The 25244-nt window shown below is 69.2% G+C and carries 26 protein-coding genes; 15 read left to right on the top strand and 11 right to left on the bottom strand.

Features of this window, described 5'->3' with window-relative positions; translation table 11 throughout:
- The first annotated feature begins 2 nt into the window (after positions 1-2).
- The 13 genes from L3V85_RS05585 (at position 3) to L3V85_RS05645 (ending at position 13305) form a co-directional block, all read left to right on the top strand.
- Positions 3-1058 carry a pentapeptide repeat-containing protein gene (locus L3V85_RS05585; RefSeq protein ID WP_237678413.1) on the top strand — a complete coding sequence of 352 codons (1056 nt, stop codon included), beginning with the start codon at positions 3-5 and terminating at the stop codon, positions 1056-1058.
- Positions 1059-1071: 13 nt separating this feature from the next.
- Positions 1072-1704: a DUF3540 domain-containing protein gene (locus L3V85_RS05590; protein ID WP_237678414.1), complete on the top strand. Its 633-nt coding sequence runs from the start codon at positions 1072-1074 to the stop codon at positions 1702-1704.
- Between the two features lie 13 nt (positions 1705-1717).
- Positions 1718-2113 carry a DUF4150 domain-containing protein gene (locus L3V85_RS05595; protein WP_237678415.1) on the top strand — a complete coding sequence of 132 codons (396 nt, stop codon included), beginning with the start codon at positions 1718-1720 and terminating at the stop codon, positions 2111-2113.
- A gap of 15 nt (positions 2114-2128) precedes the next feature.
- Entirely contained in the window at positions 2129-4507 is a 2379-nt protein-coding gene (locus L3V85_RS05600) for a type VI secretion system Vgr family protein (protein WP_237678416.1), read from the top strand.
- 21 nt (positions 4508-4528) lie between these two features.
- Positions 4529-5011 carry a DUF6484 domain-containing protein gene (locus L3V85_RS05605; RefSeq protein WP_237678417.1) on the top strand — a complete coding sequence of 161 codons (483 nt, stop codon included), beginning with the start codon at positions 4529-4531 and terminating at the stop codon, positions 5009-5011.
- Between the two features lie 25 nt (positions 5012-5036).
- Complete coding sequence (locus tag L3V85_RS05610) at positions 5037-6149, top strand: DUF2169 family type VI secretion system accessory protein (protein ID WP_237678418.1); 1113 nt, start codon at positions 5037-5039, stop codon at positions 6147-6149.
- Entirely contained in the window at positions 6146-7183 is a 1038-nt protein-coding gene (locus L3V85_RS05615; RefSeq protein ID WP_237678419.1) for a hypothetical protein, read from the top strand. Before L3V85_RS05610 ends, L3V85_RS05615 begins: the two co-directional genes overlap by 4 nt.
- A 3-nt stretch (positions 7184-7186) precedes the next feature.
- A complete protein-coding gene (locus L3V85_RS05620; RefSeq protein ID WP_237678420.1) occupies positions 7187-8317 on the top strand; it encodes a PAAR-like domain-containing protein in 1131 nt (376 codons plus the stop codon).
- Between the two features lie 16 nt (positions 8318-8333).
- Positions 8334-9218: a hypothetical protein gene (locus tag L3V85_RS05625; RefSeq protein WP_237678421.1), complete on the top strand. Its 885-nt coding sequence runs from the start codon at positions 8334-8336 to the stop codon at positions 9216-9218.
- Between the two features lie 12 nt (positions 9219-9230).
- A complete protein-coding gene (locus L3V85_RS05630; protein ID WP_237678422.1) occupies positions 9231-10523 on the top strand; it encodes a TIGR02270 family protein in 1293 nt (430 codons plus the stop codon).
- 16 nt (positions 10524-10539) lie between these two features.
- Positions 10540-10686, top strand: coding sequence for a hypothetical protein (locus L3V85_RS05635; RefSeq protein ID WP_237678423.1), 147 nt, complete (start codon positions 10540-10542; stop codon positions 10684-10686).
- Positions 10687-10769: 83 nt separating this feature from the next.
- Complete coding sequence (gene tagH / locus L3V85_RS05640; protein ID WP_237678424.1) at positions 10770-12449, top strand: type VI secretion system-associated FHA domain protein TagH; 1680 nt, start codon at positions 10770-10772, stop codon at positions 12447-12449.
- A 52-nt stretch (positions 12450-12501) separates the two neighbouring features.
- Positions 12502-13305 (top strand): PP2C family protein-serine/threonine phosphatase, encoded by an 804-nt coding sequence (locus L3V85_RS05645; RefSeq protein WP_237678425.1) that lies wholly within the window; start codon positions 12502-12504, stop codon positions 13303-13305.
- 31 nt (positions 13306-13336) lie between these two features.
- Here the strand turns inward: L3V85_RS05645 and L3V85_RS05650 are convergent, their stop codons facing one another.
- The 5 genes from L3V85_RS05650 to tssA all read right to left on the bottom strand — a co-directional run bounded on the left by L3V85_RS05650 (position 13337) and on the right by tssA (position 18074).
- Positions 13337-14206 (bottom strand): hypothetical protein, encoded by an 870-nt coding sequence (locus L3V85_RS05650; RefSeq protein ID WP_237678426.1) that lies wholly within the window; start codon positions 14204-14206, stop codon positions 13337-13339.
- Positions 14207-14300: 94 nt separating this feature from the next.
- A complete protein-coding gene (locus tag L3V85_RS05655; RefSeq protein ID WP_237678427.1) occupies positions 14301-14774 on the bottom strand; it encodes an Hcp family type VI secretion system effector in 474 nt (157 codons plus the stop codon).
- A 150-nt stretch (positions 14775-14924) separates the two neighbouring features.
- Positions 14925-16418 carry a type VI secretion system contractile sheath large subunit gene (gene tssC / locus L3V85_RS05660; RefSeq protein ID WP_237678428.1) on the bottom strand — a complete coding sequence of 498 codons (1494 nt, stop codon included), beginning with the start codon at positions 16416-16418 and terminating at the stop codon, positions 14925-14927.
- A 41-nt stretch (positions 16419-16459) separates the two neighbouring features.
- Entirely contained in the window at positions 16460-16975 is a 516-nt protein-coding gene (gene tssB / locus L3V85_RS05665) for a type VI secretion system contractile sheath small subunit (protein WP_081268468.1), read from the bottom strand.
- 58 nt (positions 16976-17033) lie between these two features.
- Positions 17034-18074 (bottom strand): type VI secretion system protein TssA, encoded by a 1041-nt coding sequence (gene tssA / locus L3V85_RS05670; protein WP_237678429.1) that lies wholly within the window; start codon positions 18072-18074, stop codon positions 17034-17036.
- Between the two features lie 71 nt (positions 18075-18145).
- On the opposite strand from tssA, the gene tssJ reads away from it, so the two are divergent.
- Entirely contained in the window at positions 18146-18658 is a 513-nt protein-coding gene (gene tssJ / locus L3V85_RS05675; RefSeq protein ID WP_237678430.1) for a type VI secretion system lipoprotein TssJ, read from the top strand.
- A gap of 18 nt (positions 18659-18676) precedes the next feature.
- On the opposite strand, the gene L3V85_RS05680 is transcribed toward tssJ, so the two are convergent.
- Both L3V85_RS05680 and L3V85_RS05685 read right to left on the bottom strand, forming a co-directional pair.
- Positions 18677-19789, bottom strand: a complete 1113-nt coding sequence (locus L3V85_RS05680; RefSeq protein ID WP_237678431.1) for a type VI secretion system protein — start codon at positions 19787-19789, stop codon at positions 18677-18679.
- Entirely contained in the window at positions 19786-21129 is a 1344-nt protein-coding gene (locus L3V85_RS05685; RefSeq protein WP_237678432.1) for a DotU family type IV/VI secretion system protein, read from the bottom strand. The genes L3V85_RS05680 and L3V85_RS05685 overlap by 4 nt, the downstream gene beginning before the upstream one ends.
- A 240-nt stretch (positions 21130-21369) precedes the next feature.
- On the opposite strand from L3V85_RS05685, the gene L3V85_RS05690 reads away from it, so the two are divergent.
- The gene (locus L3V85_RS05690; protein ID WP_237678433.1) at positions 21370-22047 is read left to right on the top strand and encodes a response regulator transcription factor; all 678 of its coding nucleotides are present in this window, start codon (positions 21370-21372) and stop codon (positions 22045-22047) included.
- Between the two features lie 11 nt (positions 22048-22058).
- On the opposite strand, the gene L3V85_RS05695 is transcribed toward L3V85_RS05690, so the two are convergent.
- Genes L3V85_RS05695 through L3V85_RS05710 form a run of 4 tightly spaced genes read right to left on the bottom strand, consistent with a single transcriptional unit; the run spans position 22059 to position 25243 of the window.
- Positions 22059-23366: an MSMEG_0569 family flavin-dependent oxidoreductase gene (locus L3V85_RS05695; protein ID WP_237678434.1), complete on the bottom strand. Its 1308-nt coding sequence runs from the start codon at positions 23364-23366 to the stop codon at positions 22059-22061.
- Positions 23367-23403: 37 nt separating this feature from the next.
- Positions 23404-23688 carry an MSMEG_0570 family nitrogen starvation response protein gene (locus L3V85_RS05700; protein ID WP_237678435.1) on the bottom strand — a complete coding sequence of 95 codons (285 nt, stop codon included), beginning with the start codon at positions 23686-23688 and terminating at the stop codon, positions 23404-23406.
- Positions 23679-24686 carry a sll0787 family AIR synthase-like protein gene (locus L3V85_RS05705; RefSeq protein WP_237678436.1) on the bottom strand — a complete coding sequence of 336 codons (1008 nt, stop codon included), beginning with the start codon at positions 24684-24686 and terminating at the stop codon, positions 23679-23681. Before L3V85_RS05705 ends, L3V85_RS05700 begins: the two co-directional genes overlap by 10 nt.
- On the bottom strand, positions 24683-25243 hold the full coding sequence (locus L3V85_RS05710; protein ID WP_237678437.1) for an MSMEG_0567/Sll0786 family nitrogen starvation N-acetyltransferase: 561 nt from the start codon (positions 25241-25243) through the stop codon (positions 24683-24685). The genes L3V85_RS05705 and L3V85_RS05710 overlap by 4 nt, the downstream gene beginning before the upstream one ends.
- Position 25244: the final 1 nt, after the last annotated feature.

Genomic DNA, 25244 nt, shown 5'->3' on the forward strand with positions numbered 1-25244 from the left:
ACATGGACAGGAACGAGGTCCTGCGTCGCGTCCAGCTCGCCGAGCCCGTCCTGGAGGCGGACCTCTCGGGCATGGACTTCACGGGCGAGGACCTGTCCGCCACCGTGTTCGACGGCTGCCGCTTCGACGATGCGCGGCTGGCCGGCGCCGACCTGTGCGAGAGCGTGTTCATCCGCTGCAGCTTCGCGCGCACTTCGATGGAGCGCAGCCGCATGACGGGTGCGTCGTTCGCGGAATGCACCGTGCAGCGCGCGGTGATGGCCGACGTCGACATGAAGAGCGTGGCCTTCTTCCAATGCACCGTCGAGGGCCTGGCGATGAACGCGAGCCGGCTGGCGTCGGTGAGCTTCGTCAAGTCGAAGCTGGACGGGCTGTTGTTCAGGCAGGGCCGGCTCTCGCAGGTGACGATGGTCGATTGCGAAACGGGCGTGCTCGATTTCGCCAAGGCCTCGCTCGACAGCTGCGTGCTGATGGGCTGCGACCTCAAGCGCGCCGCCTTCTCGGGGACGGAGTTCTCGACGGTGGTGTTTCTCAAGTCCGACCTGTCGGGTCATTCGTTCGCGGGCCAGCGCTTCGCGACCTGCCAGTTCATGGAAGCCGACCTGCGCGGCTGCGATTTCTCGCGGGCCCAGCTCGCGAAAGGCAATTTCCAGAAGGCACGGTTGGCCGGTGCCAGCTTCGAGGGCGCCGAGGCGGCCAATGCCATCTTCATGGACGCGGACCTGGCGGGCGCGCGCTTCGACCGTGCCAATCTCGTGCAGGCGATCTTCATCGGCGCGCGGGCGGCGGACAGCAGCTTCGCTTCGGCGAACCTGCATCAGAGCAACTGGACCGGCGCTGCGCTGCCGGGTGCCAGGCTGGACGGATGCGAGCTGACCTACGCCGACTTCTCGCACGCGGACCTGCGCCGCGCGGACCTGCGCGGCGCCTCGATGTTCCGCAGCAACCTGCATGAAGCGAAAGACGAAGGCGCCCTCTACACCGACCGTGCGCGCGCGCTCGAGTCCGATCCTGTGCTGCTGGCCTCCGAGCGTTGGCAGCCCGCCCCCTTGTCATGAAGGAGCCGAAACCATGAGTACCCGCGAAGACCACCTGCTGCAGCTGTGCGGAGTGCCGATCAACCAGGCCGGCGTGGTGCGTCACATCGCGGCCGGCGGCCTCGCGACGGTCGTTCTGCCGCAGGGCGAGATCGAGGCGCGCCAGGCGGCGAGCTGCCTGCTGGCGCCGCGGGCGGGCGACAGGGTGTGGCTGTCGGGCGATCTCGAGCAGGGCGTCTACGTGACCGCGATCCTCGAGCGCGCCGGCCCGGGCCCGGAGAACATCAGGCTGCCCGCGGGCAGCAGCATCGAGGTGCCCGCCGGCGCGCTGGCGCTGCGTGCCGGGACGCTGAACCTGCAGGGCACCACGCTCGCGGTGCAGGCCGACTCGGCCGCGCTCTGCGTGGGCGCCGTCACGGCCGTGGGGCGGGAGGCGGCCTGGTCCTTCGGCCGGGTCAGGATCGTCAGCGACCTGATCGAGTCCTTCGCCGACCGGCTGCTGCAGTTCGCCCGCTGGAGCCAGCGCACCGTGGAAGGCATCGACCAGGTGCGCAGCGGGCAGATCGACTACCGGGCCGAGCAGCTGATGCAGCTGCAGGCACAGAACCTGGTCGCCAACGCGTCGAACCTCGCCAAGGTCGACGGCGACCAGATCCACCTCGGTTGAACGGGAGCCGCGCATGTTCGCCAACTGCCAGTTGATGGGGACCGACATGGCTTTCCCCGACGTCTGCCTGACGCCCAGCCCCGCGGGACCGGTGCCCATTCCCTATCCGAACATCGCGATGGGGCCGATGGCGATACCGAATGTGCCGACCATCCTCTTCATGGGCGCGCCCGCGCACAACATGGGCACCACGATCCCCATGAGCAACGGCGACAACCCGGGCGTCGCCACCGGCGTGGCGTCGGGCATGGTGATGGGGCCGTGCCGCCACCTGACGGGCGCCTTCACGGTGCTGCTCAAGGGGATGCCCGCCACCCGCCTGACCAGCATGTCGCTGCAGAACTCCACCAACGCGCCGGGTTGCCGCATCGTGCCCAGCCAGACCAAGGTGCTGCTGCTGGCCGGCTGACGCACCGCTCATCCCATGGCCGACCACGAATTTCGCATCGACAGCGACTCGCCCGTCAACGGCGAGCTGATGTTCTGGCGCATCGCGGGCCATGAGGCGCTGGCACGCGCGTCGAGTTATGAGCTCACGGTGCTGTCGAAGAGCCGCACGCTCGACGCCAGGGACATCCTGGGGCGCGCCTTCGACGTGAGCATCGAGTTCGAGGATGCCGACGGCGCCAGGCACGTGCGCCATTGCCAGGGCCATGCGGTGCGCTTCATGCGCGCGGGGCATGTGGGCCGCTACTTCGAATACCGCATCGCGCTGCGCTCGTGGTTCTGGCTGCTCACCAAGCGCATCAACTCGCGCATCCTGCAGGACAAGAAGGTGCTGGAGGTGCTGGACGCGGTGTTCGAGGACAGCCCCATCAAGCGCTTCAAGAAGACCAGGGCCGACAACGTCATCGGCACGCACGAGCCGCGCCGCTACTGCGTGCAGCACCAGGAAAGCGACTACCAGTTCCTTTCGCGGCTGTTGGAAGACGAAGGCATCTACTACTGGTTCGACGCGCACGACGCGCCCGGCACCATGCACCTGTCGGACGCCAGCGACCTCGCGCACGACAAGCTGCCCGCAGCCTCCACGCTGAACTTCATGCCCGCCGGCGCCACCGAGCCGCGCGACAACGAGATCTCGCGCTGGATCAGCGAGCGGCAGTTCGACACCGGCAAGTACGCCTCGCGCGACAGCAACTTCAAGTCCATCAAGAAGAAGCTCGAGGCCACCGGCGGCGAGCCCGACAAGTGCGAGCTGTCCGAGTTCGAAGCCTTCGAATTCGCAGGCGGCTACTTCTCGGGCGGCGACGCCGACGACAAGGGAAAGCTGCGCGGCGAGGAGATCGGCGCGCGCCGCCAGCGCCACTTCGCGCTCACGCGCTGGCCCGACGTCGCGGCCGGGCGCAGCTTCACCTTCAAGGGCGACCCCGATGCGGCGCGCGACGGCGACTACGTGATCGCGGCCTGCACCTTCGTGGCCAGCCATTCCGGCTACGAGGGCGTGCCGGAGGTCGGCGACCCGGTCCCGCTGGACGTGCTGCTGCGCGAGGCGCTCGAAGACGACGCCGTGTGCGCCGACACGCTGCCCGTGCTGCGCGAGCTGGTGGCGCAGACCCCCGCGCTGCGCGCCGGGCGCAACGGCGACAGCGCCTTCCTGCTCACCGTGATGCCGATCGACGTGCCCTTCCGTCCGCCGCGCCTCACGCCCCGCGTGCGCATGCCCGGCCCGCAGTCGGCCATCGTGGTGGGGCCGGACGGCGAGGAGATACACGCCGACGACTTCGGCCGCGTGAAGGTGCACTTCCACTGGGACCGCTACGACAAGAGCAACGAGAAGTCGACCTGCTGGGTGCGCGTGTCGCAGCCGTGGGCGGGCAAGGGCTGGGGCGGCTACTTCATTCCGCGCATCGGGCAGGAGGTGATCGTCGACTTCCTGAACGGCGACCCCGACCGTCCGCTGGTCATCGGCCGCGTCTACAACGACGACCAGCCCATTCCTTTCGGAAGCCACACGCAGAGCGGTTTTCGCACGCGCTCCACGCCCAAGGGCAGCGCGGCCAACTGCAACGAGTTCCGCTTCGAGGACAAGAAGGGCTCGGAGCAGGTGTACCTGCATGCCGAGAAGAACCAGGACATCGAGGTCGAGAACGACGAGACCCACTGGGTGGGCCACGACCGCAAGAAGACCGTCGACCACGACGAGACGGTGCACGTGAAGCACGACCGCACCGAGACCGTCGGCAACAACGAGAAGATCACCATCGGCGTGAACCGCACGGAATCGGTGGGCAACAACGAGACCATCTCGATCGGCGTGAACCGCACCGAGACCGTGGGAAGCAACGAGACCATCACCATCGGCAGCAACCGCACGATCACCGTGGGCGCGAGCGAGACGGCCACGGTGGCGCTGCAGCGCACCCATACGGTGGGGGTGAACGAGACCATCACCGTGGGCGCGGCGCAGGAGATCACCGTGGGGGCCGTGCAGGCCGTGACCGTGGGCGCGAGCCAGACCATCAGCGTGGGCGCCAACCAGTCGAGCAGCATCGGCGCCAACCGGTCGGTGGACGTGGGGGCGAACCTCACGACGAACGTGGGCAGCGACGAGGCGCGCAGCGTGGGCAAGGGCCGCTCCACCAGCGTGGGCAAGGACGATTCGCTGAGCGTGGGCAAGAACCTCGTCATCAGCGCGGGCGACTCCATCTCCATCACCACAGGCAGCGCGAGCATCACGATGAAGAAGGACGGGACCATCGTCATCAAGGGCAAGGACATCACGATCGACGCCTCCGGAAAGATCAATGCGAAGGCAAGCAGCGACATCGTGATGAAGGGCTCGAAGATTCTGCAGAACTGATTCCATGCGAGGAGTACGACCATGAGCGGCAGGGACTTGATCGAGGCGAAGCTGGCCCAGGCACTGGACACGGGTGCGTGGCACGGCATGGTGATCGGCGAGCTGGTGGGCATCGCCGATGAAGGGCGCACGCCGCTCGTCGTGTTCGAGGGGCAGCCCGGCACGGCCGCGCTGCCAGCGCGCAGCGTCGTCGACCTGCACGGCGCGCACGTGGGCCGGGCGGTGAGCCTCATGTTCGAGCGCGCCGACCCGGCGCGTCCGCTCGTGATGGGTGTCGTGCGCGGCGACGGCGCATGGCCGGCGGAAGGCAGGCCGGCGCAGGTCGAGATCGACGCCGACGGCGAGCGCCTGCTCGTGAGCGCGCGCGAGCAGATGGTGCTGCGCTGCGGCAAGGCCAGCATCACACTGACGCGCACGGGCAAGGTGCTGATCCAGGGCAGCTATCTGCTGAGCCGCTCCACGGGCACGAACCGCATCAAGGGCGGCGCCGTGCAGATCAACTGAGCGCGCGGGACTGCCGGGAGCCGCCATGGAAGTCGTGAACGCCACCGGGATGACCGCCGGCTACACCATGGGCATGGAGCCTTCGGGGCGGGAGTTGCTGGTCGTCGTGGTGAAGGGCACCTTCGCGATACCCGGCGACGGCGCCGTGGCGCCGCGCCATGCGATGCAGCTGCCGCTCATCGCCGCCGACACCTTCACCGGCGATCCGGGCTATTCGGCGCCGGCGCAGGAGGTGGACTATGCACCGCGCAAGCCGCGCTGCGACATCCTGCTCACCGGCACGGCCCATGCGCCGCACGGCGAACCGGCGCAGCGCGTGCCGGTGGGGGTGCGCGTAGGCGCGTGGAAGAAGATGTTCTCGGTGGTCGGTGCCCGGCACTGGAGCGCGGGGCTGTCGGGTGTGCGCGCCTCGCCGCCTGACGCGTTCGTCACTCGGGCCATCAGCTACGACGTCGCGTTCGGCGGCGTAGACGAGCGCCATGAAGACCCCGCCCGCCACGGCGCCTACATGGCCAACCCGGTCGGTTGCGGCTGGCATTGCAGCCTGCAGTCCTCGCTGCTCGACGGCACGCCGCTGCCGTGCACCGAGGCTTTCGAGCAGCCGGTGGAGGCGCCCGACGGTATCTATGCGCCGATGGCCTTCGGGCCCGTGGGCCGGGGCTGGTCGTCGCGCCTGCCCCATGCCGGCACCTACGACCAGGACTGGATCGATCACACCTTTCCCTTCCTGCCCGCGGATTTCGACGACGCCTACTACCAGGCCGCGCCGCCCGACCAGCAGGTGGGCTTCCTGCGCGGCGGCGAAGAGGTCGTGCTCGGCAACCTGACGGCCGAGGGGCAACTGCGCTTCTCGCTGCCCGTGATCGACGTGCCCGTCACCTTCTTCCGCCGCAAGGGGGGCCACGACACGGTGCAGGGCACGCTCGACACGCTGGTCATCGACACCGACCGCATGTTGCTCACCATGGCCTGGCGCGCCACGATGCCATTGAAGAAGAGCATCTTCGAGATGTCGAACGTGCTGGCCGGGCGCATGTCTTCTGGCTGGTGGCGTGCCCGCGCGCTCGGCAAGCAGTGGCATCCTTCGCTGGGCGAACTGGTGCGCGGGCAGCGCCGCGAGACGGAGCCGCAGCCATGACGGCGCCCGCGATCACGGTGTGCCGCACCGGGCTCGTCACGGGTGTCGGTCTCGACGCGGCCTCCACCTGCGCCGCCATCCGGGGCGCGGTGGACAACTTCCAGCAGACCCGGTTCCGCGACCGCGACGGCGAATGGCTCATGGGCTGCGAAGTGCCGTTCCCGCAGCCGTGGCGCGGCGAGAAGCGCCTGCTCAAGATGGCCGCGCGTGCGATCGCCGAGTGCCTGGCCGGTTTCGACGGTGACAGTTGCGAAGCCACTCCGCTGCTGCTGTGCCTGGCCGAAACAGGCCGGCCCGGGCGGATCGTGGAAGACGACGAGCGCTTCTTCGAGGCACTCGAAAACGAAATCGGCGTGCGCTTCCATCCGGATTCCGCCGTGATCGCGCGCGGGCGCGTGTCGGCGGCCGTCGCGTTGCTGCGGGCGCGCCAGCTGATCGGCGAGGGGCGGGCGACACGGGTCGCAATCGCCGCGAGCGACAGCCTGCTCGATGGCGCGGCGCTGGCGGACTGCGAGGAGCGCGACCGCCTGCTCACGAGCGGGAACTCGGATGGGTTCATTCCGGGAGAGGGCGCCGCCGCGCTGCTGGTCGAGGCCATGGGCGTGCACGGCGACGGACAACTCGTGTGCCGCGGGCTGGGCTTCGCGGTGGAGCAGGCGCACGTCGACTCAGAGGAGCCGTTGCGCGCCGACGGGCTCACCGCGGCCATCCGCCAGTCGCTGCAGGACGCCGGCTGCGGCGAGGGCATCCTGCAGTTCAAGATCATCGATGCCTCGGGAGGGCAGTACGCGTTCAAGGAGGCCAGCCTGGCGTTCGGGCGCATCGACCGCACCAAGCGCACCGAGTTCGACGTGTGGCATCCGGCGGACTGCATCGGCGAGGTGGGCGCGGCCATCGGGCTGGTGATGATCGCGGTGCTCAAGGCGGCTTGCGAGAAAGCGTACGCCAAGGGCGAGCACGTGCTGCTGCACCTGGGCAACGAGGACGGGCGGCGCGCGTCGATGATCTTCTCGTGGCGCGGCGCGCAAGGCTGACGCATGGCCAACCAGGTGTTCGCCAACGGCCGCGAGATCGCCTGCAAGGCGGGGGCGGGAAAAACCATCTGCGCCATGCCCGACGTGTGCATGACGCCGCCCGAAAACCCGGCCACGCCGCCCGGCGTGCCGGTTCCCTACCCGAACACCGGCCTGGCTTCCGACACCACCGACGGCAGCCGCAGCGTTCAGATCTCGGGCCAGGAAATCATGCTGAAGAACAAGTCCTACTTCAAGACATCGTCGGGCGACGAGGCCGGCTGCGCGGCGAAGAAGGGTGTGGTGTCGAGCAAGAACAAGGGCAAGGTGTATTTCATCGACTGGTCGATGGACGTGAAGTTCGAAGGCGAGAACGCCGTTCGTCACCTCGACAAGACCACCAACAACCACGGCAGTCCGACGGCCAACGAAGCGGTGCCCTGGCCGTTCGTCGACTCGATGGCCGACGGCGACATCAAGAAGCTGTGCGACGGCGACAAGGCGCGCGAGGCTACGGCCTGCCAGGACTACAAGCCCGCCAAGCCCGACGGCAAGGACGTCTGCGCCGAGACGGGGCTGGGCGGCGACTTCGGCTCGATCAAGGGCGACCTGGCCGGCGCCGCCAAGAAGGCCAGCGAGAACCCGTGCGCCGCCGCGCGCCGCTGCCGGCTCGTGCCCTACAAGGCCTCGCCGCCCGTGGAGGACGGCATCGGCGGCTGCTGCAAGGCGCAGACGGGTGACCACATCGTGCCGAAGAGTTCGTTCTTCCAGGACCGCTACGGCGGCAACCCCATGAAAGGCTGGGAAGCCTACGACATGAACAAGGCGCCGTGCATGTGCACCGAGGGCGGCAGCTGCTCGGGCACGCACGGCCTGCGCCACACGCACCACAAGACCACGTCGGCCGTGGCCAACGGCAGCCCGAATACGTTCGACAAGGAGGTCACGCATTGCGCCAAGGGCGCCAAGGCCGTGGCCCCGCATTGCAGCCAGGAATGCCTGGAGGCCCAGCTCAAGGAAGGCCACAAGGGACTGGGCGATCCGTCCAAGCCGGTGAAGCATTCGTCCACCGGCAAGACCGACATCTCTCACTACGCGTCGCTGCAGTCGACGGTCAACGAAACGGCGGGCAAGCTGGGAGCGGCGCTGCCATGAACACGAGGAGCTTCACATGCCGGACAAGGTTTCCAATTCGCGCGAGTTCGTCAGGGGCGCGGCCCGCATGGCGGACCTCGTGTACGTCATCAGTCAGATGAAGACGCTCATCGAGCAGGACATCGCGCATGTCAGCCTGGTCGGCCTCTACAAGGGCAACTGGGGCGACGCCTTCAACACGACCTGGAACGCCACGGCCATCGCGGTGGCGAAGTCGCCGGCGGAGAAGGTCGTGCTCGTCGGCGAGGACGGCGAGGTCGGCACCTACGTGGGCGGCCGGCGCGAAGACGAGACCATCGATCCGCGGCCCGTCATGATCCGCCATGCGCGCGAGATCGGCGGCGAGGTCTTCGTCTGCGGCAGCAAGCGCCAGGTGTTCCGGCGCGTCGGCGAAGCGCAGTGGGTGGACATCAGCGCGCCGCGCGCCGGCCAGACGGAGGTGTTCGGTTTCGAGGCGATCGACGGCTACGGCTGGAACGAGATCTACGCGGCCGGCTGGGGCGGCGAGATCTGGCGCTACGACGGCGCCGCGTGGACCCGGTGCGGCAGTCCCACCAACGTGATCCTGTCGGCCGTCTGCTGTGCGGGCGACGGACTGGTGTACGTCGCTGGGCAGGGTGGGGTGCTGGTCAAGGGACGCGGCGATGCGTGGACGCCCGTGGCATGGGAAGACGAGGTCGACGCCGATCTGTGGGACCTGTGCTGGTTCCGAGACAGGCTTTACGTGGCCACCATGTCGGGGCTCTACACGCTCGACGCCGACCGCCTGGTACCGGTCGACTTCGGTGCGATGGGGCCTGTGAGCTGCTACAACCTCTCGGTGGCGCAGGGCGTGATGTGGTCGGTCGGCAAGGCCGACGTGGCGTCGTTCGACGGCACCGCCTGGCGCAAGTACGACTGACGGAGCCGTCGCATGCACACGGCCGCCGCCATTCCGCGCTACGCCGCCGTGCCCGTCGGGCTGGTCGTGATGCGGCACGCCGAGGAGTCGGCGCTGCTGTGCAATCAGCGCTTCTTCCTGGCCGGCTCCGCACACGCCCGGCTGCACCACCTGCGCCGCCTGGACGACCGGCTCGCGGCGCACCTCGACGGCCTGGCCGTCGCGGGCGAAGCCGGCCGCCAGGCCTGCGACGCGGCGCTGGGCAACGCAGGGCGCGGCGAGGTGTTTGCCGCCACGGTGCTGGCCGTCGTCAACCACGACCTGCCCCGGCTCGATCGCCTGCTGGCGCTGGCCGAGGCGCTGCCGGCAGTGCGCGAGGCCAGCGCGCTGGCCGTCGGCTGGGCGGCGGCGCATTCGTTGCGCGGCATCGCGAAAGAGCTGCTCGACTCGCCGATGGCGTTCCGCCGAAGCATCGCCATCGCTGCCTGCGATGCTCACATGGTCGACCCCGGCGTGGCGCTGGCGGGCGCCATGGCCGACAGCGACGCGATGCTTCGCGCACAGGCGCTGCGTGCCGCTGGCGAGTGCGGCCGGACCGACCTCGCCGGCGCATGCCTGGAGGCCATTGCCGACCCCGACCCCGCATGCCGATTCTGGGCCGCCCGCTCGGCCGTGCTGCTGGGCGAACGCCACCGGCCCGTGCGTGCGCTGCACGATGCCGCGCTGATGCCGGGAACGCACCAGAGCCTGCAGGCGCTGTCCTTGCTGTTCAAGCTCGCGACGGCCGAGCAGGCCGCGCCGCTGCTGGCCGACATGCGCGACAAGCCAGCGCGCCTGCGCGACGCGGTGCGCGGCGCGGGTGCCGTGGGCGATCCGCGCGTCGTGCCGTGGCTCCTCTCGTTGATGGACGATCCCGCACTGGCACGTGTCGCGGGCGAAGCCTTCAGCACCATCACGGGACTGGACCTGGCCTGGCTCGACCTCGAATGCAGGCCGCCGCAGGACTTCGAGTCCGGCCCCGACGACGATCCCGCGCACGACGATGTCGCGATGGACGAGGACGACGGCCTGCCCTGGCCCGATCCCGCGAAGCTGGGCGACTGGTGGCGCGCGAACGCCGAACGGTTCCAGCCCGGACAGCGCTACTTCATGGGCGCGCCGCCCGCATGGGCGCATTGCATGGCCGTGCTCGGCAGCGGCTTCCAGCGGCAGCGCATCGCGGCGGCGGAGCATTTGTGCCTGCTGCGGCCCGGCAGCAAGCTCTTTCCCACGCAAGCGCCCGCGTGGCGCCAGTCGCGCTGGCTGGCGCAGACGCAGGATGACTGACACCGGGGCATCGCGCATGGCCGCGAAATTCATCCTTGCCGCGCTGGCCGTCGCTTTGTTCGCGGCGGCGCTCCTGCGCCCAGGTCCCGCCGCACGCACATGGCTGCTCACCGCCGCCATCTTCACCGCCGTAGCCGCCTGGCTTCAATGGCATACCTCTTAAGGCGAGATTGCCAACATGCCAGTCGAAATGAATACTCCCCGCGAGAAGATTCTTCGCTCGTGCCGAGCCACAGGGGCCGATTCATGATCCATATCTCTGTCATCACCCGGCAAGGCGCTCCGGCTGGCCAGCCCATCGCGGCGGACTTCGGCCCCAGCGGCGGCACCATCGGCCGGGCCGACACCAACACGCTGGTGCTCGACGATCCCGACCGCACCGTATCGCGCGTGCATGCGCAGGTGCTGTGCCGCGACGGGCAGTATTTCGTCATCGACCGGGGCAGCAATCCGATGCAGTGCAACGGCGTGTCGCTGGGTTCGGGCAAGGAGGCCGCGCTGACCGACGGCGCACGGCTGGTGGTCGGCAGCTTCGAACTCGCGGTGCGCGCGACGGCCGCGGCCGCGCCGCAGCCGCCGCTGGCCATTCCCGACACGCTGCTGGGCGGTGGGCCTGCCCTCACGCCTGCTGCGGCGCAGGCGAGCGACGACCCCTTCGCCGACCTGCTCGCGGGCCTTGGCGGGCCTCCCGCGCCGGCACCCGCCGCAGCCGCTCCGAAAGCCGCGGCGCCCGCAGCGCCTGCATCGCCCGAGTCGCTGCTCTTCCCCGACCCGATGGCCACCGGCTCGCGCAATGCACAGGCCGCGCAGATCGATCCCTTCGCGGACCTGCTGGGCCCCGCGCCGTCTTCCGCGCCCGCCCCCGGCCTGGGCGCGCTCGATGATTTCTCGGACCTCGGCGCGCCGCCCGCGCATGGCAAGGCGGCGGGCATCGACGAACTCTTCGGTGGCATGCACGGCGGTGGCGGCGGCATCGGCGGCGACCCGCTCGCGCTGTCGCCGCTGGCCGATCCGCTGTTGCAGCCCAACACCGCGTCGGACGCCGATCCTCTGGCCGCATTGCAGCGCGCCGCGCCCGCCACGCCGGCATCGCGCGCGGACCATCTGCCGATCGACCAGTTCGGCTTCACGCCGCCCAAGGCGATCGAGAGCCCGGCACCGGCGCAGCAGCCCGTCGCGAACTTCGACGACATGACCGGCCAGCCGATCCGCATCAGCGGCCCCGAAGGCTCCGGCAAGCCCTTCGAGCCGCCCGTGGCGCCCGTGGTCCAGGCCGCGCCGCCGGCGCCGCGCGCTGCCGCTTCCACCGCGCCGTCGTTCGGCCGCGTCGCCGGTGAAGACGAGCTGCTCGCCGCCTTCCTGCGCGGCCTGGCCAGCACGCACCAGCCACCCGACATGCTCACGCCCGGCCTCATGGAGCGCATCGGCTCGATGCTGCGCAGCGCGACCGAAGGCACGCTGCAGCTGCTGCTCACGCGCCAGGAGTTCAAGCGCGAGGTGCGCGCCGAGGTCACGATGATCGCGGCGCAGGCCAACAACCCGCTGAAGTTCTCGCCCACGGTGGAGGTCGCGCTCGCGCACCTGCTGGGGCCCGGCGTGCGCGGCTTCATGCCGCCCGAGGCCGCGATGCGCGACGCCTTCGATGACTTGCGCGCCCATCAGTTCGGCGTGATGGTGGGCATGCGCGCGGCGCTGGCGCATGTCATCGCGCGCTTCGAGCCGGCCGAGCTGGAAAAGAAGATCAGCGCGAAGACCGCGCTCGACGCGCTCTTCAGCGCCAACCGCAAGGCCAAGCTCTGGGACCAGTTCGTGTCGCTGTACGGCGGCATCGCGAGCGAGGCGGAGGACGACTTCCACAGCCTCTTCGGCAAGGCCTTCCTGCAGGCCTACGAAGAGCAGATGGCGCGCCTGAAGTCCGACGCCTGAAGAAGAACAAGAAAACCATCACGACAACCGCAGCATTCGCGAGGCACCCCGCTTGGAAATCGAAATCGTCACGCTCTCCCGGCAAGGCGGCCGCAACTACAACGAGGACGTGCACGGCCACTGGCACGACGAACGCCATGTCGCCTGCCTGGTGGCCGATGGCGCGGGCGGCCACGGCGGCGGCGACGTGGCGGCGGCCACCGCGCGCGGCAGCATGCTCGCCGGCTTCGCGGCCGCGCCGGGGCTGGACGAGCCCACGCTGCGCGCGCTGGTGACGCAGGCCAACCTCGACGTGGTGGCGCGCCAGGCCGAGGGCGGCAAGCTCGCGGGCATGCGCTCGACCATCGTGTTCGCGGCCATCGACCTGGAAGACCACGCGCTCGCCTGGGCGCACAGCGGCGACAGCCGGGCCTACCTGTTCCGCGGCGGCGCCATCGTGGCGCGCACCACCGACCACAGCCTGGTGCAGCAGATGGTGGCCGGCGGCATGCTCGACGAAGAGGGCGCGCGGCTGCATCCGCAGCGCAACATGCTGCTGTCGGCGCTGGGCTCGATCGAGGAGGCGCCCGACATCGCGGTGTCGGACCGCATGCGCCTGCTGCCGGGCGACGTGCTGCTGCTGTGCAGCGACGGCGTGTGGGAGCCGCTGGGCGACGAGCGCCTGATCGACACCCTGCATGCCTCGCGCACGCCCAGCCAGTGGACCGAGCTGATCGACGCGCAGGTCAAGGCCCATGCGAAGCCGGGCTACGACAACTACACGGCGCTCACGCTGTGGGTGATCGAGGAGGATGCGGACGCCACGCGGCTGATGGAGCCCGTGGCGATGCCGGCACCGGCGGACGACGCCTCCTGATGATGATGAGGAGGAGGAGGAGGCGCCGCCTTCAGATCTGGTTGGCGGTCAGTGGACCGCCGCGGTTCGAGCTGCCCTTCATCGAACTGCCGGGCCCCTTGAAGTTCTCGACGGTGCCCACGTTCGAGGTCAACGGCGACCAGTCGATGCGCAGTTCGCCGCTCTTGCCGAAGGTGCACGCACCGCTGTTCTGCCGGCCGCTCATCGGCGTGCCCTGGCCCATGGGGCGGGCATACGTCCAGCTGACGGAGCTCTTGTCGTCGAACAGGTAGTAGTAGGTCTGGCCTTCCTGCTGCACCGCCCACCAGCCGCGCGCCCAGGCCGGCGTGGGCTCGGCGGGTGCGTTGACCGGCAGCTTGGCGAACATGGGCGCGAGGATCGCGTCGACCTCGCTGTCGCTCGCGTTCCTGAGGAACAGCGAAAGCGCCGACTCGAAGCCCGCGAGCTGCGCGGCCTGCGACTGCTTGTAGGGGTTGACGGTGTATTCGGCGCCGGTGTTCTTCATGCCGAAGTTCACCCAGTCGATGTGGATGTGATCTTCATGACGCGTGTCGGCGGTGTAGTTGCCGGCCTCGAGCTTGCGCCCACCGTAGCCCGTGCCGTCGGCGCCGCGCACCCAGAAGTGAACCGGCCCACGCGTGCGCGCGTTGCGCACCGTGAAGATGAATGCCGACCATTGCATGGCGTCGAGGTTCTTCGCGAGGCCGGCCATGATGCGCCGCCCGATCTTCGCGTCGTTGTCGTTCTTGTAGTTGAGCATGATGTCCAGCGCGATGCCGGACGTGTGCCGCGATGCCGGCTGGTTGCCGATACCGGTCTGCGTGTCGACCTGCGGAAACTCGGCTTTGAGCACTTTCTTGAGCGTCTCGATGGCGGGGGAGGGTTTGTCGGGCGCGGCCATGCTGTCTTCTCCTTGCGTGGGTGTTGTGTCGCTTGCGGTCGGAACCCGGAAAGCGCGTGGCCGGCGCCTGCCGCGCCGGCCATGGGGAGAGCGCTCAGCGCGTCTCGGTGGTGCGGGTGTCCCAGCCGAACTTGATGTCGCCGCCCATCGTGCCGTCGGCCTTCTGCGGCTTGTAGGCGATCTCGATGTCGCCGTACGAGACGGCCACGCTCTCGTGCACTTCGCCGCCTTGCGCGGCGCTCACGTTGAAGTCGGCGATGCGAACTTCCTTGAAGGTGATCGTCATGAAGGTCTGCTGGCCTTCGCCCGACTTGGCCATCACCAGCGTGGCCTTGTCGAAGTGCTTGCCGTTGGCGCAGGCCTTGGCGAGCGTGGGCGAGGCGCTGTCGAACTTCTTGGTCAGGGTGACCATGCCAGGCGATCCCTTGCCGACCGACGAGCCGCCGCCGACCGTGCAGGTGGCGTTGTGCACGTTCCAGCTCCAGCTCATGAGCTCGATCTCTTCCTTGTGGTCCTTGTGCACGGCCTCGCCCTTGACGCCGTCGATCTTGAAATGGCAGTCGATCATTTTGGTACTCCAGAGTGGCCTTCTTGCGATGCGGCCGGGTTGTGAAAGAAACAGGGTGCCTTGCGAGTCGCCTCGTCCGGCTGCTTCTAGAACGAAGAGGCCGCGCGGGTTTCAAAGGAATCGCGCGTGCCCCTCGGCAAAAAATTCGGCTTACTTGCCGCCCTTGGCCGACGGCAGCTTCGACACCAGCCGCAGCGAGACCGTGAGGCCTTCGAGCTGGTAGTGCGGGCGCAGGAAGAACTTGGAGGTGTAGTAGCCGGGGTTGCCCTCGACCTCTTCCACCACCACCTCGGCGGCCGCCAGCGGCTTCTGCGCCTTGGTGGTCTCCGACGAGTTGACGGGGTCGCCGTCCACGTAGTTCATGATCCATTTGTTGAGCCAGCGCTGCATCTCCTCGCGCTCCTTGAAGCTGCCGACCTTGTCGCGCACGATGCACTTCAGGTAGTGCGCGAAGCGGTTGCAGGCAAACAGGTAAGGCAGGCGCGCGGCCAGGTTGGCGTTGGCGGTGGCGTCGGGGTCGTCGTACTCCGCCGGCTTGTGCAGCGACTGCGCGCCGATGAAGGCCGCGAAGTCGGAGTTCTTGCGGTGAATGAGCGACAGCAGCCCGGCCTTCGACAGCTCGGCCTCGCGCCGGTCGCTGATGGCGATCTCGGTCGGGCACTTCTGGTCGACGCCGCCGTCGTCGCTCGGGAAGGTGTGCAGCGGCAGGTTCTCCACCGCGCCGCCCGATTCGATGCCGCGAATGCGCGAACCCCAGCCGTAGAGCTTGTACGAACGGTTGATGTTGGTGGCCATGGCGTAGGCCGCGTTGGCCCAGGCGTACTTGCCGTGGTCGGCGCCGGCCGTGTCTTCCTCGAAGTCGAACTCCTCCACCGGGTTGGTGTTGGCGCCGTAGGGCGTGCGCGCCAGGAAGCGCGGCATGCACAGGCCGAGGTACTTGGCGTCGTCCGATTCGCGCAGGCTGCGCCAGCCGGCGTATTCGGGCGTGAGGAAGATCTTGGTCAGGTCGCGCGGGTTGGCCAGCTCCTGCCACGACTCCATCTGCATCAGGTTCGGGCTCGCGCCGGTGATGAAGGGGGCGTGCGCGGAGGCCGCGATCTTGGCCATCTCGCCGAGCAGTTCCACGTCGGGCGGGCTCTGGTCGAAGTGGTAGTCGCCCACCAGCGCGCCGAAGGGCTCGCCGCCGAACTGGCCGTATTCCTGCTCGTAGATCTTCTTGAACATCGGGCTCTGGTCCCAGGCCGCGCCCTTGAACTTCTTGAGGTTCTTGGCCAGCTCCTGCTTGGAGATGTCCATCACGCGGATCTTCAGGTGCTCGTCGGTCTCGGTGTTGTTCACCATGTAGTGCAGGCCGCGCCACGCACTCTCGAGCTTCTGGTAGTCGGGGTGGTGAATGATCCTGTTCACCTGGTCGGTGAGCTTGGCGTCGATCGCGGCGATCATGGCCTGGATCGACTTGGTCACGTCCTTGCCGATGACGGTGCTGTTGCTCAGCGCCTGCTGCGCCAGCGTGAGCACGGCGGCCTCGACGGCGCTCTTGGCTTCGTCGCTGCGCGGCTTGAATTCCTTTTGCAGCAGCGACGAAAAATCGCTGCCCGCGTACGCGACATCTTTCAGCGCGCTCTGTTCGAGTGCTTCGGCCATGGTGGGTTCTCCTCGTTAACCGGTCTGTGTGTGAGTCAGGGTCAGGCGGCGGGCGTGCTGCCGTCTTCGGGCTTCTTGCTCGCGGCCAGCGTCTGCAGCAGGGCCGGGTCTTCGAGCACCTTGGCCAGCAGGTCTTCGGCGCCGCCCTTGCCGTCCATGTAGGTCACGAGGTTCGACAGCTGCGTGCGGGCCTCGAGCAGCTTGTTCAGCGCGCCCACCTTGCGGGCCACGGCGGCGGGCGAGAAATCTTCCATGTTCTCGAAGGTGAGCTCGACCTTCAGGTCGCCTTCGCCGGTGAGCGAGTTCTCCACCGCGAACGCGGCGCGAGGCTTCATGGCCTTCATGCGCGAGTCGAAGTTGTCGACGTCGATCTCCAGGAACTTGCGGTCCGCCACCGGCGCGAGCGGGTCGGCGGGCTTGCCCGACAGGTCGGCCAGCACGCCCATCACGAAGGGCAGCTGCACCTTCTTCTCGGCGCCGTACAGCTCTACGTCGTACTCGATCTGGACCCGGGGCGCCCGGTTGCGGGCGATGAATTTCTGACTGCTCTTGGCCATGGAAGATGCTCCTTGCGGGTGTGGATGGGACAGGTGTCTGGCGCGATGAGGCGTTGGCCTATTCGGAAGGGCGTCGGCCCGTGACCGTCTCGATGGTGTCCATCGCGTTGGGCGCGAGGTTGGCCATGATCTCGAGGAAGCTCACGCCGATGAGCTTCTTGGCACGCTCGATCAGGAGCGGCGCGGGGTTGCCGGGCTCGGCCTGCTCGAGGTAGCGGATCACGCGGTCGAGCATCTGCACCGCGTCCTGGCGGTTCTGGATCTCGCCGCGCGCGGCTGCGGGGCGCGTGCCCGATGCGCTTGCATCCTGCGTGCCTGCGTCGGCATCGTCGCTTGCGGCTTCCGCTGCATCGGCCGGCGCGCCGCTGGCGGCGGCGCAGGCCTTGTGCAGCACGCGGCCGATGCCGCGCAGCGCGTCGAAGTCGACCGCGTCGGCTCGCCCGGTGCGATCGACGATGAGCCTGTGCAGGCGCTCGATCAGCGCGGGCACTTCGACGGCGGCCTGGATGGCCTCGGGCCGCTCGGCCTGGATGGCTTCGAGGCCGCCCTGCACCTGCGCCATGGAATACGTGGCCTCGCCGCCGACGGCGGTGAGCGCGTTGTGCGCGATGGCGATGTCGCGCACGCGGATCGGCCCGATGCCGCGCGCCATGCCGACCTGCGCGTCGTACAGGTCGCGCAGGCCCATGCCTTCGTCGGTCAATGGCGCGAGCGCGTTCAGGCGCATCGTCGGATCGTTGTCGTCGTCCGCATCGAGCTTTGGATGTATGCCGTCCCAGAAACCGTCGAGCAGGTCGCCCAGCAGGCGCAGCCCGGCCGCGAAGCCGGTGACGCCCTGCATGCGCGTGGCCGCGCGCAGCAGCAGCACCGCGGCGCGCACGTCCTTGCTGCGGCGAAGAATGGCGTCGGACTGCTCGGCTACTTCGCGCCACTCGGGCTCGACGGCGGGGATCACCGTGTCGCCGAACTGCTGCTCGGGCTTGCCTTGCGCGGCCGCGACGAGCGCGGTGAAGTCCGCGTCGTACTCCAGGTCGTCGCCGCATGGCGATGCTTCGCCGATGGGCGTGAGCAGTGCGGAGGCAAGTTCGTTGTTCAGCATGTTGCCTGTTGAAGTTGGCTGGTGATAATCAAAGATGCGTCTTGACCGGTCAATGCAACGAAGGGAATAGCATGCGCACGCTGGGTACACACCATTCGTCCTATGAGGACTTCATCGGCGAGATGCCGCGGCGACGCATCGCCGTTCTTGGCCTTGCTGCAGCGGGTCTTTCGCTCATTGGCTGCGCGAGCAAGCCGGTGGTGACGACCGTCGCGGTCTCGCTCACGGCGGGCCCCGACGCCAACCCCGACGCGCGCGGACGCGCATCGCCGCTCACGGTGCGCGTGTATGCGCTGAAGTCGCCCGGCCCCTTCGAAGGCGCCGACTTCTTCTCGCTTTTCGAGAAAGACCAGGCCACGCTCGGCGCCGAACTCGTGCAGCGCGAAGAAGTGCTGCTGCGGCCCGGCGAAAGCAGGAAGCTCGACTTCAACCTGCCGCCCGACGCCAAGGCCATCGGCGTGATGGCGGCGTTTCGCGACCTCGATCGCGCGCGCTGGCGCGAGGTGCGCCCGGTCACGACCGGCAAGGCGCAATCGCTCGATGTGCTGCTGGGCGCGCGGCAGATGCGCATCGACGCGAAGTAGCGCCGGCGGCTTGCCTCTTCAAGCGGTAGTGCTGGCCGGCGACGGGCGACCCGGCCTCACCAGCGGTTGATCGGCCGGCAGGAAGCGGCCGAACAGGTCGTCCACGAAGGCTGCCGGGGCACCGTTCGATGCCGCGGCCGTCAGGTAGAGGCCGCGCCAGCGCGGCGCGCGCGTGCCCTTGCCATGGTTCTCGAACAGCACTTGCGCGAAGGTGCGCAGCCCCGGCTGAAGCGCGCGCACCGCTTCCACGAATTCATGCACCGCGAGCCGGTCCGCGGCGCCGGCCTGCTCGCGCAGCAGGCTCATGCGCAGCGCATGCAGGTGTTGTGCGAGCGGATCGAACACCGCATCGAGCCTTTCGGCCGCCGGCGTGGCGATGACGGGAGACGGATCGGTCAGCCGGTGGCCCACCGCCTGCGACAGCGCTTCAGGCGGCAAGGCCCGGTGCAGCACCGCATAGCCGGGGAGTTGCTCCAGCCCGGTCACGACGAGGTAGGCGGGCATCTGCAGGCGAAGGGTGTCGCTGGTCTCGTCGAGCAGGCGGCGCATGCGCGCGGCCAGGGCCGCCAGATCGCTCTCGTCCGCATGCAGCAGGTCGCGCGCGGCCACGCATGCGACCATGCCGTTGAGCGGAAGGCGGTGGCGCCGCTCGGCCAGCGCGAGCAGCGATTGCAGCCACAGGCCGCGCTGCGCCGGAGTGCCCGCCGCGTCGCCGACCGCATCGGGCGGCACTTCGATGGCCACCGTCGCGGCGGTCAGCCACCAGTGCCAGCATGCGTCGGCCTTGGCGCCATCCGCTTCGCGCGCGGGCATGCGTTCGCCGTGCCCCGCCGCGAGCAGGCCGGGCAGGTTGGCCGCGGCATCGCCGAAGAAAAGGAACCATGGAACGGGCGCGCGCGAGCGGCCGCGCTTCATGGCCTGCTGCGCCTGCGCCATGCCGTCCCCGAGCGACGCGGCGGCCATGTCGGCGCTGCCGGCTTGCGTGCCGAGCGCTTCGATGCGCCGCGCCAGCGCGCGGCGCCGTGCGCCGCGGCCGGCATCGCGCACCACGCCGTACAGCAGCGCGAAGCCGGTGAGGCACAGCACCAGCAGCAGCCAGAAGCGATGGTTGTGCGAGAGCATGAGGGTCATCGCGACACCGTCTCGAGAAACACGAAGTCGGCGATCAGCCGGTCGCTGTTCTTGCTGGCCGCGACCGTCTCGCGCAGCCGCAGCAGGTAGTCGGACGCGAGTTCGAAGGGCGGCCGGTCGGCGGTTTCGGTGAACGGCGTAGGCGCCGACAGCACGGTGATCAGCACGCTGCCGAAGGGCGGGCTCACGAGCCAGCTCGACGGGATCTCTCGGCCCAGCGTCAACGTCTCGCCCGCGCGCAGCTGCGTGGGTGCCTGCCCCGCGTTGAGGTGCATGACCGAGCCGTCGGCCGTGTAGTAGTCGACCCAGATGTAGCTGTCGTGGCGCGGCGCCACCACCTGCACGCGCACCGGGTCGCCTTCGCGCAGCTTGCCTTCGAGCGCGGAGGGGGAGTCGATGTCCAGGCCGTAGGCCCGCTCGCGGTTGCGCGCCTGGTAGGGCTTGAGGATGGCGAACACCTCGCAGTGCGGCCACACGCGCAGGCCGATGTCGAAGCGCGGCGACTTCACGCCGGGCATCGCGCTCACCTCGCGCTCGACCCGAGGCAGGTCGCCGGGCACCGAGACGAAGCCGGACACGCGCGTGCGGCCTTCCGCGTCCACGGTGGCCGAGAGATCGGCGCAGGCGAAGGTCTGCAGGTGCTGGTCGATGCGCTGGCTCAGCGCCGACACGGCCGCGGGCGGCCCGGTGGACCACAGCCACAGCAGGTAGAGCAGCGGCAGCAGCAGCGCGAGCGCGGCGCCGGTGCGCAGCAGCGTGCGGTCGCGCCGGCGGGTGTCGTTGGGGCCGCGCGGGTCGGGCACGCTGTAGGGCTGCGGCGTGATGCGGTCGTGCGCCAGGCTGTCGGCCGCGAGCGGGCGCAGCTGAAGCTGGCGGCCGTGCAGGTCTTTCAGCTTGCCGAGTTCGCCCTGGTCGCCGTCCTCGAAGTAGTACTGGCCCTTGAAGCCGAGCACCAGCGCATGCCAGTAGACCTCGCGCACGTCGTCGTCCTGCGCACCCAGGGCCGACAGGTGGTGGAAGAACTCGCTGTGCGCGTTGTTGGAGTTGAAGAGCTGCGCCTGCAGCGGCGCGGGGCTGTTGCCGGCACCCGCGGCGGCGCTTGCTTCCGGATGGCGCGCGAGGATTTCGTCGATCCACGCCACCATCGCGAACACGGCCGGCTCGACCTGCGGCGCGGGCGTGCCCGAAGCCTCGGCGGCGGCGCGGGCGGTGTCGAGCAGTTGCAGCGCCTTGTGCTGCGCCGCCGCAAGCGTGGGCAACGGACGGCCGGCGGCGACCGATGCGTCCAGGGCGAGGCCGTACGCAATGAAGCCGGAGAAGCAGTCGAGCAGGCGGGCCATGACGGTGCCCGCTCAGGCGTGCATTGCGAAGGATGCCTTGTACCGGCGTGTGCAGCGATGGCGCATGACCGTGTCCCCGGTTCCTTCGAGTGGGCTTTCATTGTTTCAAAGGGGGAGCAGGGGGCGCCATACCGCTTGGGGCCTATGCCGTTGGTGGGGCGGCGGCCTTGCTGCGCGGGGCAATCACCGGTATCTTCTGCACCCGGTAGTTCAATGCGTGCTGGGACACGGGGAAAAGACATGAAAATCCTGATCGCCGACGACCACCGGCTCGTCATCGAGGCGGTCAAAGCCAAGTTGTCGGAGCTGGAGCCCGGCATCGAGTTCGTGCTGGCGATGAGCGTCGACGAACTGCTTGCGGGCGCCACCGACGACCTCGACCTGGCCCTGATCGACCTCAACATGCCCGGCGCCGACGGCCAGGCGCACATCGACGTGATCCGCCAGCGTCATCCGGCCGTGCCGGTGATGGTGCTGTCGGGTTACGAAGACCCGGCCATCATGCGCAGCGCGCTCGAGCGCGGCGTGCTGGGCTTCATTCCCAAGGCTTATTCACCCGATGTGATGCTCTCGGCCGTGCGGCTGGTGCTGGCCGGCGGCGTGTACGTGCCGCCGATGATGCTCACGGCGCTGCCGCCGGGCATCGTGGCCGGCGTGGTGCCGCAGGCCGCCGAGGCGCTGTCGTCGCGCGGCGGCAGCCAGACGCTGGAGCACCTGCGCAACGTGCTCACCGAGCGGCAGGTCGAGGTGCTGCAGCTGCTGTCGCAGGGCAAGCCCAACAAGCTGATCGGGCGCAGCCTGGGCATCAGCGAAGGCACGGTGAAGATCCATCTGGCCGCGATCTTCCGCGCGCTGAACGTGCGCAACCGCACCGAGGCGGTGGTGGCGGCGCAGGCGCTGACCGAAGCGCAGGCCTGAGCGGGCGGCTTTCAGGCCGCGCGAAGCACGGGAGCCGGCGCGGCTTCGTCGCCGCGCCGTGAAGCCTTGCGTTCGGCGATGGCCTGCGCCAGGAACTCCGCGTCCCGCGCCACCCCCGAAAAGCGCCCCGACCCCCAGGTGTGCAGCCACGGCAGGCCCAGGAAGTACAGTCCCGGCTCGTTCGTCACGCCGCGCAGGTGCACTGGGGCGCCTCGCCCGTTGAACACCGGCGCATCGACCCACGCGAAGTCCGGCGAGAAGCCGATGCACCACACCACGCTGGCGATGCCCGCTGCCGCGAGGTCGAGCCGGGTGCGCTCTTCGCCCGGCACCCACACCGGCGTGTAGACCGAAGGCGGCGGCGCCTCGATGCCCTTGGCCGCGATGTGTCTGTCGATGGATGCGTTGATGCGGTTGTAGGTCTCGTCGGCCTGGTCGAGGTTGTCGCGCAGGTTGGGCTGCAGCTCGAAGCTGCCGTTGTCGAAGCCGCTCAGCAGGCCGTACAGCTCCATGCCTTCGAGCGCGAAGCGCCGCAGGTCGATGTCGCGCCCGCCGTCGCGGCCGGTCACGTAGTGGTTGGTGTTGTCGCGCACGCCTTCGCGCAGCGGATGCTCGGTGACGGGCATGTCGTAGTACTTCATGTCGGCGAGCCAGTCGACCACCTCGCGGCCACGGTAGAAGCGCGCGCAGCGCGGTGCGTTGCCTGTGGCCAGGTGCACCTTGCGGCCGGCCAGGTGCAGGTCTTCGGCGATCTGCGCGCCCGACTGGCCGCAGCCCACCACCAGCACCGCGCCTTCGGGCAGCTGCGCCGGGTTGCGGTACTGCGCGGAGTGGAACTGCGCCACGCCCGCCGGCAGCTTCTCCGCCAGGCGCGGCACGACGGGGCGGTGGTAGCCGCCCGAAGCCACCACCACCTGGTCGGCGGTGTAGAGGCCGGCATCGGTCTGCACGCTGAAGCGCTCGCGTTCGCCGTCGCGCGCCACCCGCGAGACGCGCTCCACCGTCACGCCTTCAATGGCCGGCGCCTTCACATGATCGACGAAGCCGGCGAGCCATTCGTTGATCTGGTCCTTGACCATGAAGCCGTGCGGATCGCCGCCGGTGTAGCCCCAGCCCGGCAGCTGGCATTGCCAGTTGGGCGTGACGAGGCAGAACGAATCCCAGCGCTGCGTGCGCCAGGTGTGCACCAGGCTGCGCTTCTCGATCACCAGGTGGTCGATGCCGCGCTGCTGCAGGCCGTGGCTCAGCGACAGGCCGGCCTGGCCGCCGCCAACGATGACGACGCTGTAGTGGCTGCGTCCGCCGTGGGGGTGTGACATGGGATGCTTCTTTCTCTGGATAGGGGGAACGAACGCGTCAGTCGATGGCGACGACGGTGACGTGGGCATCGGCGGTGCCTGCGAAGCGCGCGGCGGTCTGCTCGATCTGCGCGAGCTGGTCCATCGCCTGCGAGCAGGCGAAGCCGTACTTCGCGCGCACGCGCTCGGAGGCCGCTTCCAGGGCTTCGCGCGTGCGCTGCATGAAGTCGCCGAGGGCATAGCGCTCGCCGGGCGAGAGGTGTTCCCGCACCACGCTCGAAGGCGAGTAGCAGCGGGTTTCGCTGGCGTCGGGCCAGCGCACGTGGAAGTGGGTCACGGGCATGCGATGGCCTCCGGCCGAAGACTGGGAGGCTGGATGAATGCATCGCTGCCGAAGTCCCACAGCAGCGCCTCTTCGCCCCCGGCGCGCAGGCGCACCTGCCGCGTGGCATCGACCTCGCCGATCACGCCGCAGGCGATGTCGCGCGACGCGAAGCGCGCCAGCACCGAAGCCACCTGAGCGGGCGCCACGCTGAGCACGAAGCCGTAGCTCGGGAACGACGACAGCCAACGCAGCAGCTGCACGCCGTCGGGCCGGGGCAATGCATCGAGGTCGATGCGCGCGCCCACGCCGGAGCATTCGAGCAGCATCATGGCCGTGCCCACGGCGCCGGCCATGCTGATGTCCTTGCCGGCGCCGCACAGGCCGTCTTCGGCGATGGCCGGCAGCAGTTCGAGGTCGGCGCGCAGCCGCGCGGCGGGCGCATGGGTCGAGGCGTTCCAGTAAGGAAAAGGCTCCTCGTAGGCGCCGCGCAGGTCGGCCGCCATCACCAGCAGGTGCCCGGGTTTGGCGTCGAAGCTGGTCAGCAGCCGGCGCGCGTGGCCGAGGATGGCCACAGCCAGTTGCGGCCGCTCGCTGCGGTTGTTGCTGTGCCCGCCGACGATGGGCACGCCGTAGCGCACGGCGGCCTCGGCCATGCCGCGCAGCACATCGTCGGCGGGGCTCATGCCGGTGCTCCACAGCGCGTCGACCACGGCGGTGGGGCGCCCGCCCATGGCGTAGATGTCGCTCACGTTGACCATCACGCCGCAGTAGCCCGCGAACCACGGCATGCGCACGATGAAGTCTTCGACCAGGCCTTCAATGGCGAAGAGCAGATAGCCGCCGTGGCCGTCCGGAATGGCGGCGCAGTCGTCGCCGATGGGCACGGCCTGCGCGAGCGCGGCGTGGCCGCCGGGCAGCGAGCGGCCGAGCGCGGAGACCACGTCGCTGATGTCGCGCTTGTGGGCGAAGCCGCGCGTGGCGCGCAGGGCTTCGGCGATGTCGTGGACGCTCGTCATGCCAGCACCTTGGCGCGCGTGACGAAGCCGCTCACCGGGTCGTGGCAGGGCGGATACCAGTCCAGGTCGGCCCGCATGCGCGCATGCGGGCGGCCGTGCACGTTCGTCTCTTCGAGCATGGTCCAGCCGAGCTTGTTGAACAACGGCACGTTCTGCATCTGCACCTGCGCGAGGAAGGTCTCGCAGCCCAGTGCATGGGCGCGCGACACGGCCAGCCGTATCAGCGTCGCGCCCAGGTGCCCCTGGCTGCGGAACGCGGGGTGCACGGCCAGCCGCGAACCCCACCATTCGCCGTCAGCTTCACCGCGATGGATGCGCACCGTGCCCACCACTTGCTCGGGCATGCCGCCGTTGCACGACATGGCCACCAGCAGCCGCGCATGCTCGTCGACGGCGTCCCGGTCATCGCGCGCGAAGATGCCCTGCTCGATGCAGAACACCGCGCGGCGCAGCGCCATGGCCTCGTCGCGCTCCCATTGCTGGGCGGCTTCGCGCACCAGGTATTCGACGGGCGCGTAGTGGTCCGCCATTTCGCAGAGATCGTCGATGCACAGCATG

This window comes from Variovorax paradoxus (assembly GCF_022009635.1).
Classification (GTDB): Bacteria; Pseudomonadota; Gammaproteobacteria; order Burkholderiales; family Burkholderiaceae_C; genus Variovorax.

Coding starts and splice junctions, on each gene's coding strand:
- L3V85_RS05585 (WP_237678413.1), top strand. CDS start 3: ATGGACAGGAACGAGGTCCTGCGTCGCGTCCAGCTCGCCGAGCCCGTC.
- L3V85_RS05590 (WP_237678414.1), top strand. CDS start 1,072: ATGAGTACCCGCGAAGACCACCTGCTGCAGCTGTGCGGAGTGCCGATC.
- L3V85_RS05595 (WP_237678415.1), top strand. CDS start 1,718: ATGTTCGCCAACTGCCAGTTGATGGGGACCGACATGGCTTTCCCCGAC.
- L3V85_RS05600 (WP_237678416.1), top strand. CDS start 2,129: ATGGCCGACCACGAATTTCGCATCGACAGCGACTCGCCCGTCAACGGC.
- L3V85_RS05605 (WP_237678417.1), top strand. CDS start 4,529: ATGAGCGGCAGGGACTTGATCGAGGCGAAGCTGGCCCAGGCACTGGAC.
- L3V85_RS05610 (WP_237678418.1), top strand. CDS start 5,037: ATGGAAGTCGTGAACGCCACCGGGATGACCGCCGGCTACACCATGGGC.
- L3V85_RS05615 (WP_237678419.1), top strand. CDS start 6,146: ATGACGGCGCCCGCGATCACGGTGTGCCGCACCGGGCTCGTCACGGGT.
- L3V85_RS05620 (WP_237678420.1), top strand. CDS start 7,187: ATGGCCAACCAGGTGTTCGCCAACGGCCGCGAGATCGCCTGCAAGGCG.
- L3V85_RS05625 (WP_237678421.1), top strand. CDS start 8,334: ATGCCGGACAAGGTTTCCAATTCGCGCGAGTTCGTCAGGGGCGCGGCC.
- L3V85_RS05630 (WP_237678422.1), top strand. CDS start 9,231: ATGCACACGGCCGCCGCCATTCCGCGCTACGCCGCCGTGCCCGTCGGG.
- L3V85_RS05635 (WP_237678423.1), top strand. CDS start 10,540: ATGGCCGCGAAATTCATCCTTGCCGCGCTGGCCGTCGCTTTGTTCGCG.
- tagH (WP_237678424.1), top strand. CDS start 10,770: ATGATCCATATCTCTGTCATCACCCGGCAAGGCGCTCCGGCTGGCCAG.
- L3V85_RS05650 (WP_237678426.1), bottom strand. CDS start 14,206: ATGGCCGCGCCCGACAAACCCTCCCCCGCCATCGAGACGCTCAAGAAA.
- L3V85_RS05655 (WP_237678427.1), bottom strand. CDS start 14,774: ATGATCGACTGCCATTTCAAGATCGACGGCGTCAAGGGCGAGGCCGTG.
- tssC (WP_237678428.1), bottom strand. CDS start 16,418: ATGGCCGAAGCACTCGAACAGAGCGCGCTGAAAGATGTCGCGTACGCG.
- tssB (WP_081268468.1), bottom strand. CDS start 16,975: ATGGCCAAGAGCAGTCAGAAATTCATCGCCCGCAACCGGGCGCCCCGG.
- tssA (WP_237678429.1), bottom strand. CDS start 18,074: ATGCTGAACAACGAACTTGCCTCCGCACTGCTCACGCCCATCGGCGAA.
- tssJ (WP_237678430.1), top strand. CDS start 18,146: ATGCGCACGCTGGGTACACACCATTCGTCCTATGAGGACTTCATCGGC.
- L3V85_RS05680 (WP_237678431.1), bottom strand. CDS start 19,789: ATGACCCTCATGCTCTCGCACAACCATCGCTTCTGGCTGCTGCTGGTG.
- L3V85_RS05685 (WP_237678432.1), bottom strand. CDS start 21,129: ATGGCCCGCCTGCTCGACTGCTTCTCCGGCTTCATTGCGTACGGCCTC.
- L3V85_RS05690 (WP_237678433.1), top strand. CDS start 21,370: ATGAAAATCCTGATCGCCGACGACCACCGGCTCGTCATCGAGGCGGTC.
- L3V85_RS05695 (WP_237678434.1), bottom strand. CDS start 23,366: ATGTCACACCCCCACGGCGGACGCAGCCACTACAGCGTCGTCATCGTT.
- L3V85_RS05700 (WP_237678435.1), bottom strand. CDS start 23,688: ATGCCCGTGACCCACTTCCACGTGCGCTGGCCCGACGCCAGCGAAACC.
- L3V85_RS05705 (WP_237678436.1), bottom strand. CDS start 24,686: ATGACGAGCGTCCACGACATCGCCGAAGCCCTGCGCGCCACGCGCGGC.
- L3V85_RS05710 (WP_237678437.1), bottom strand. CDS start 25,243: ATGCTGTGCATCGACGATCTCTGCGAAATGGCGGACCACTACGCGCCC.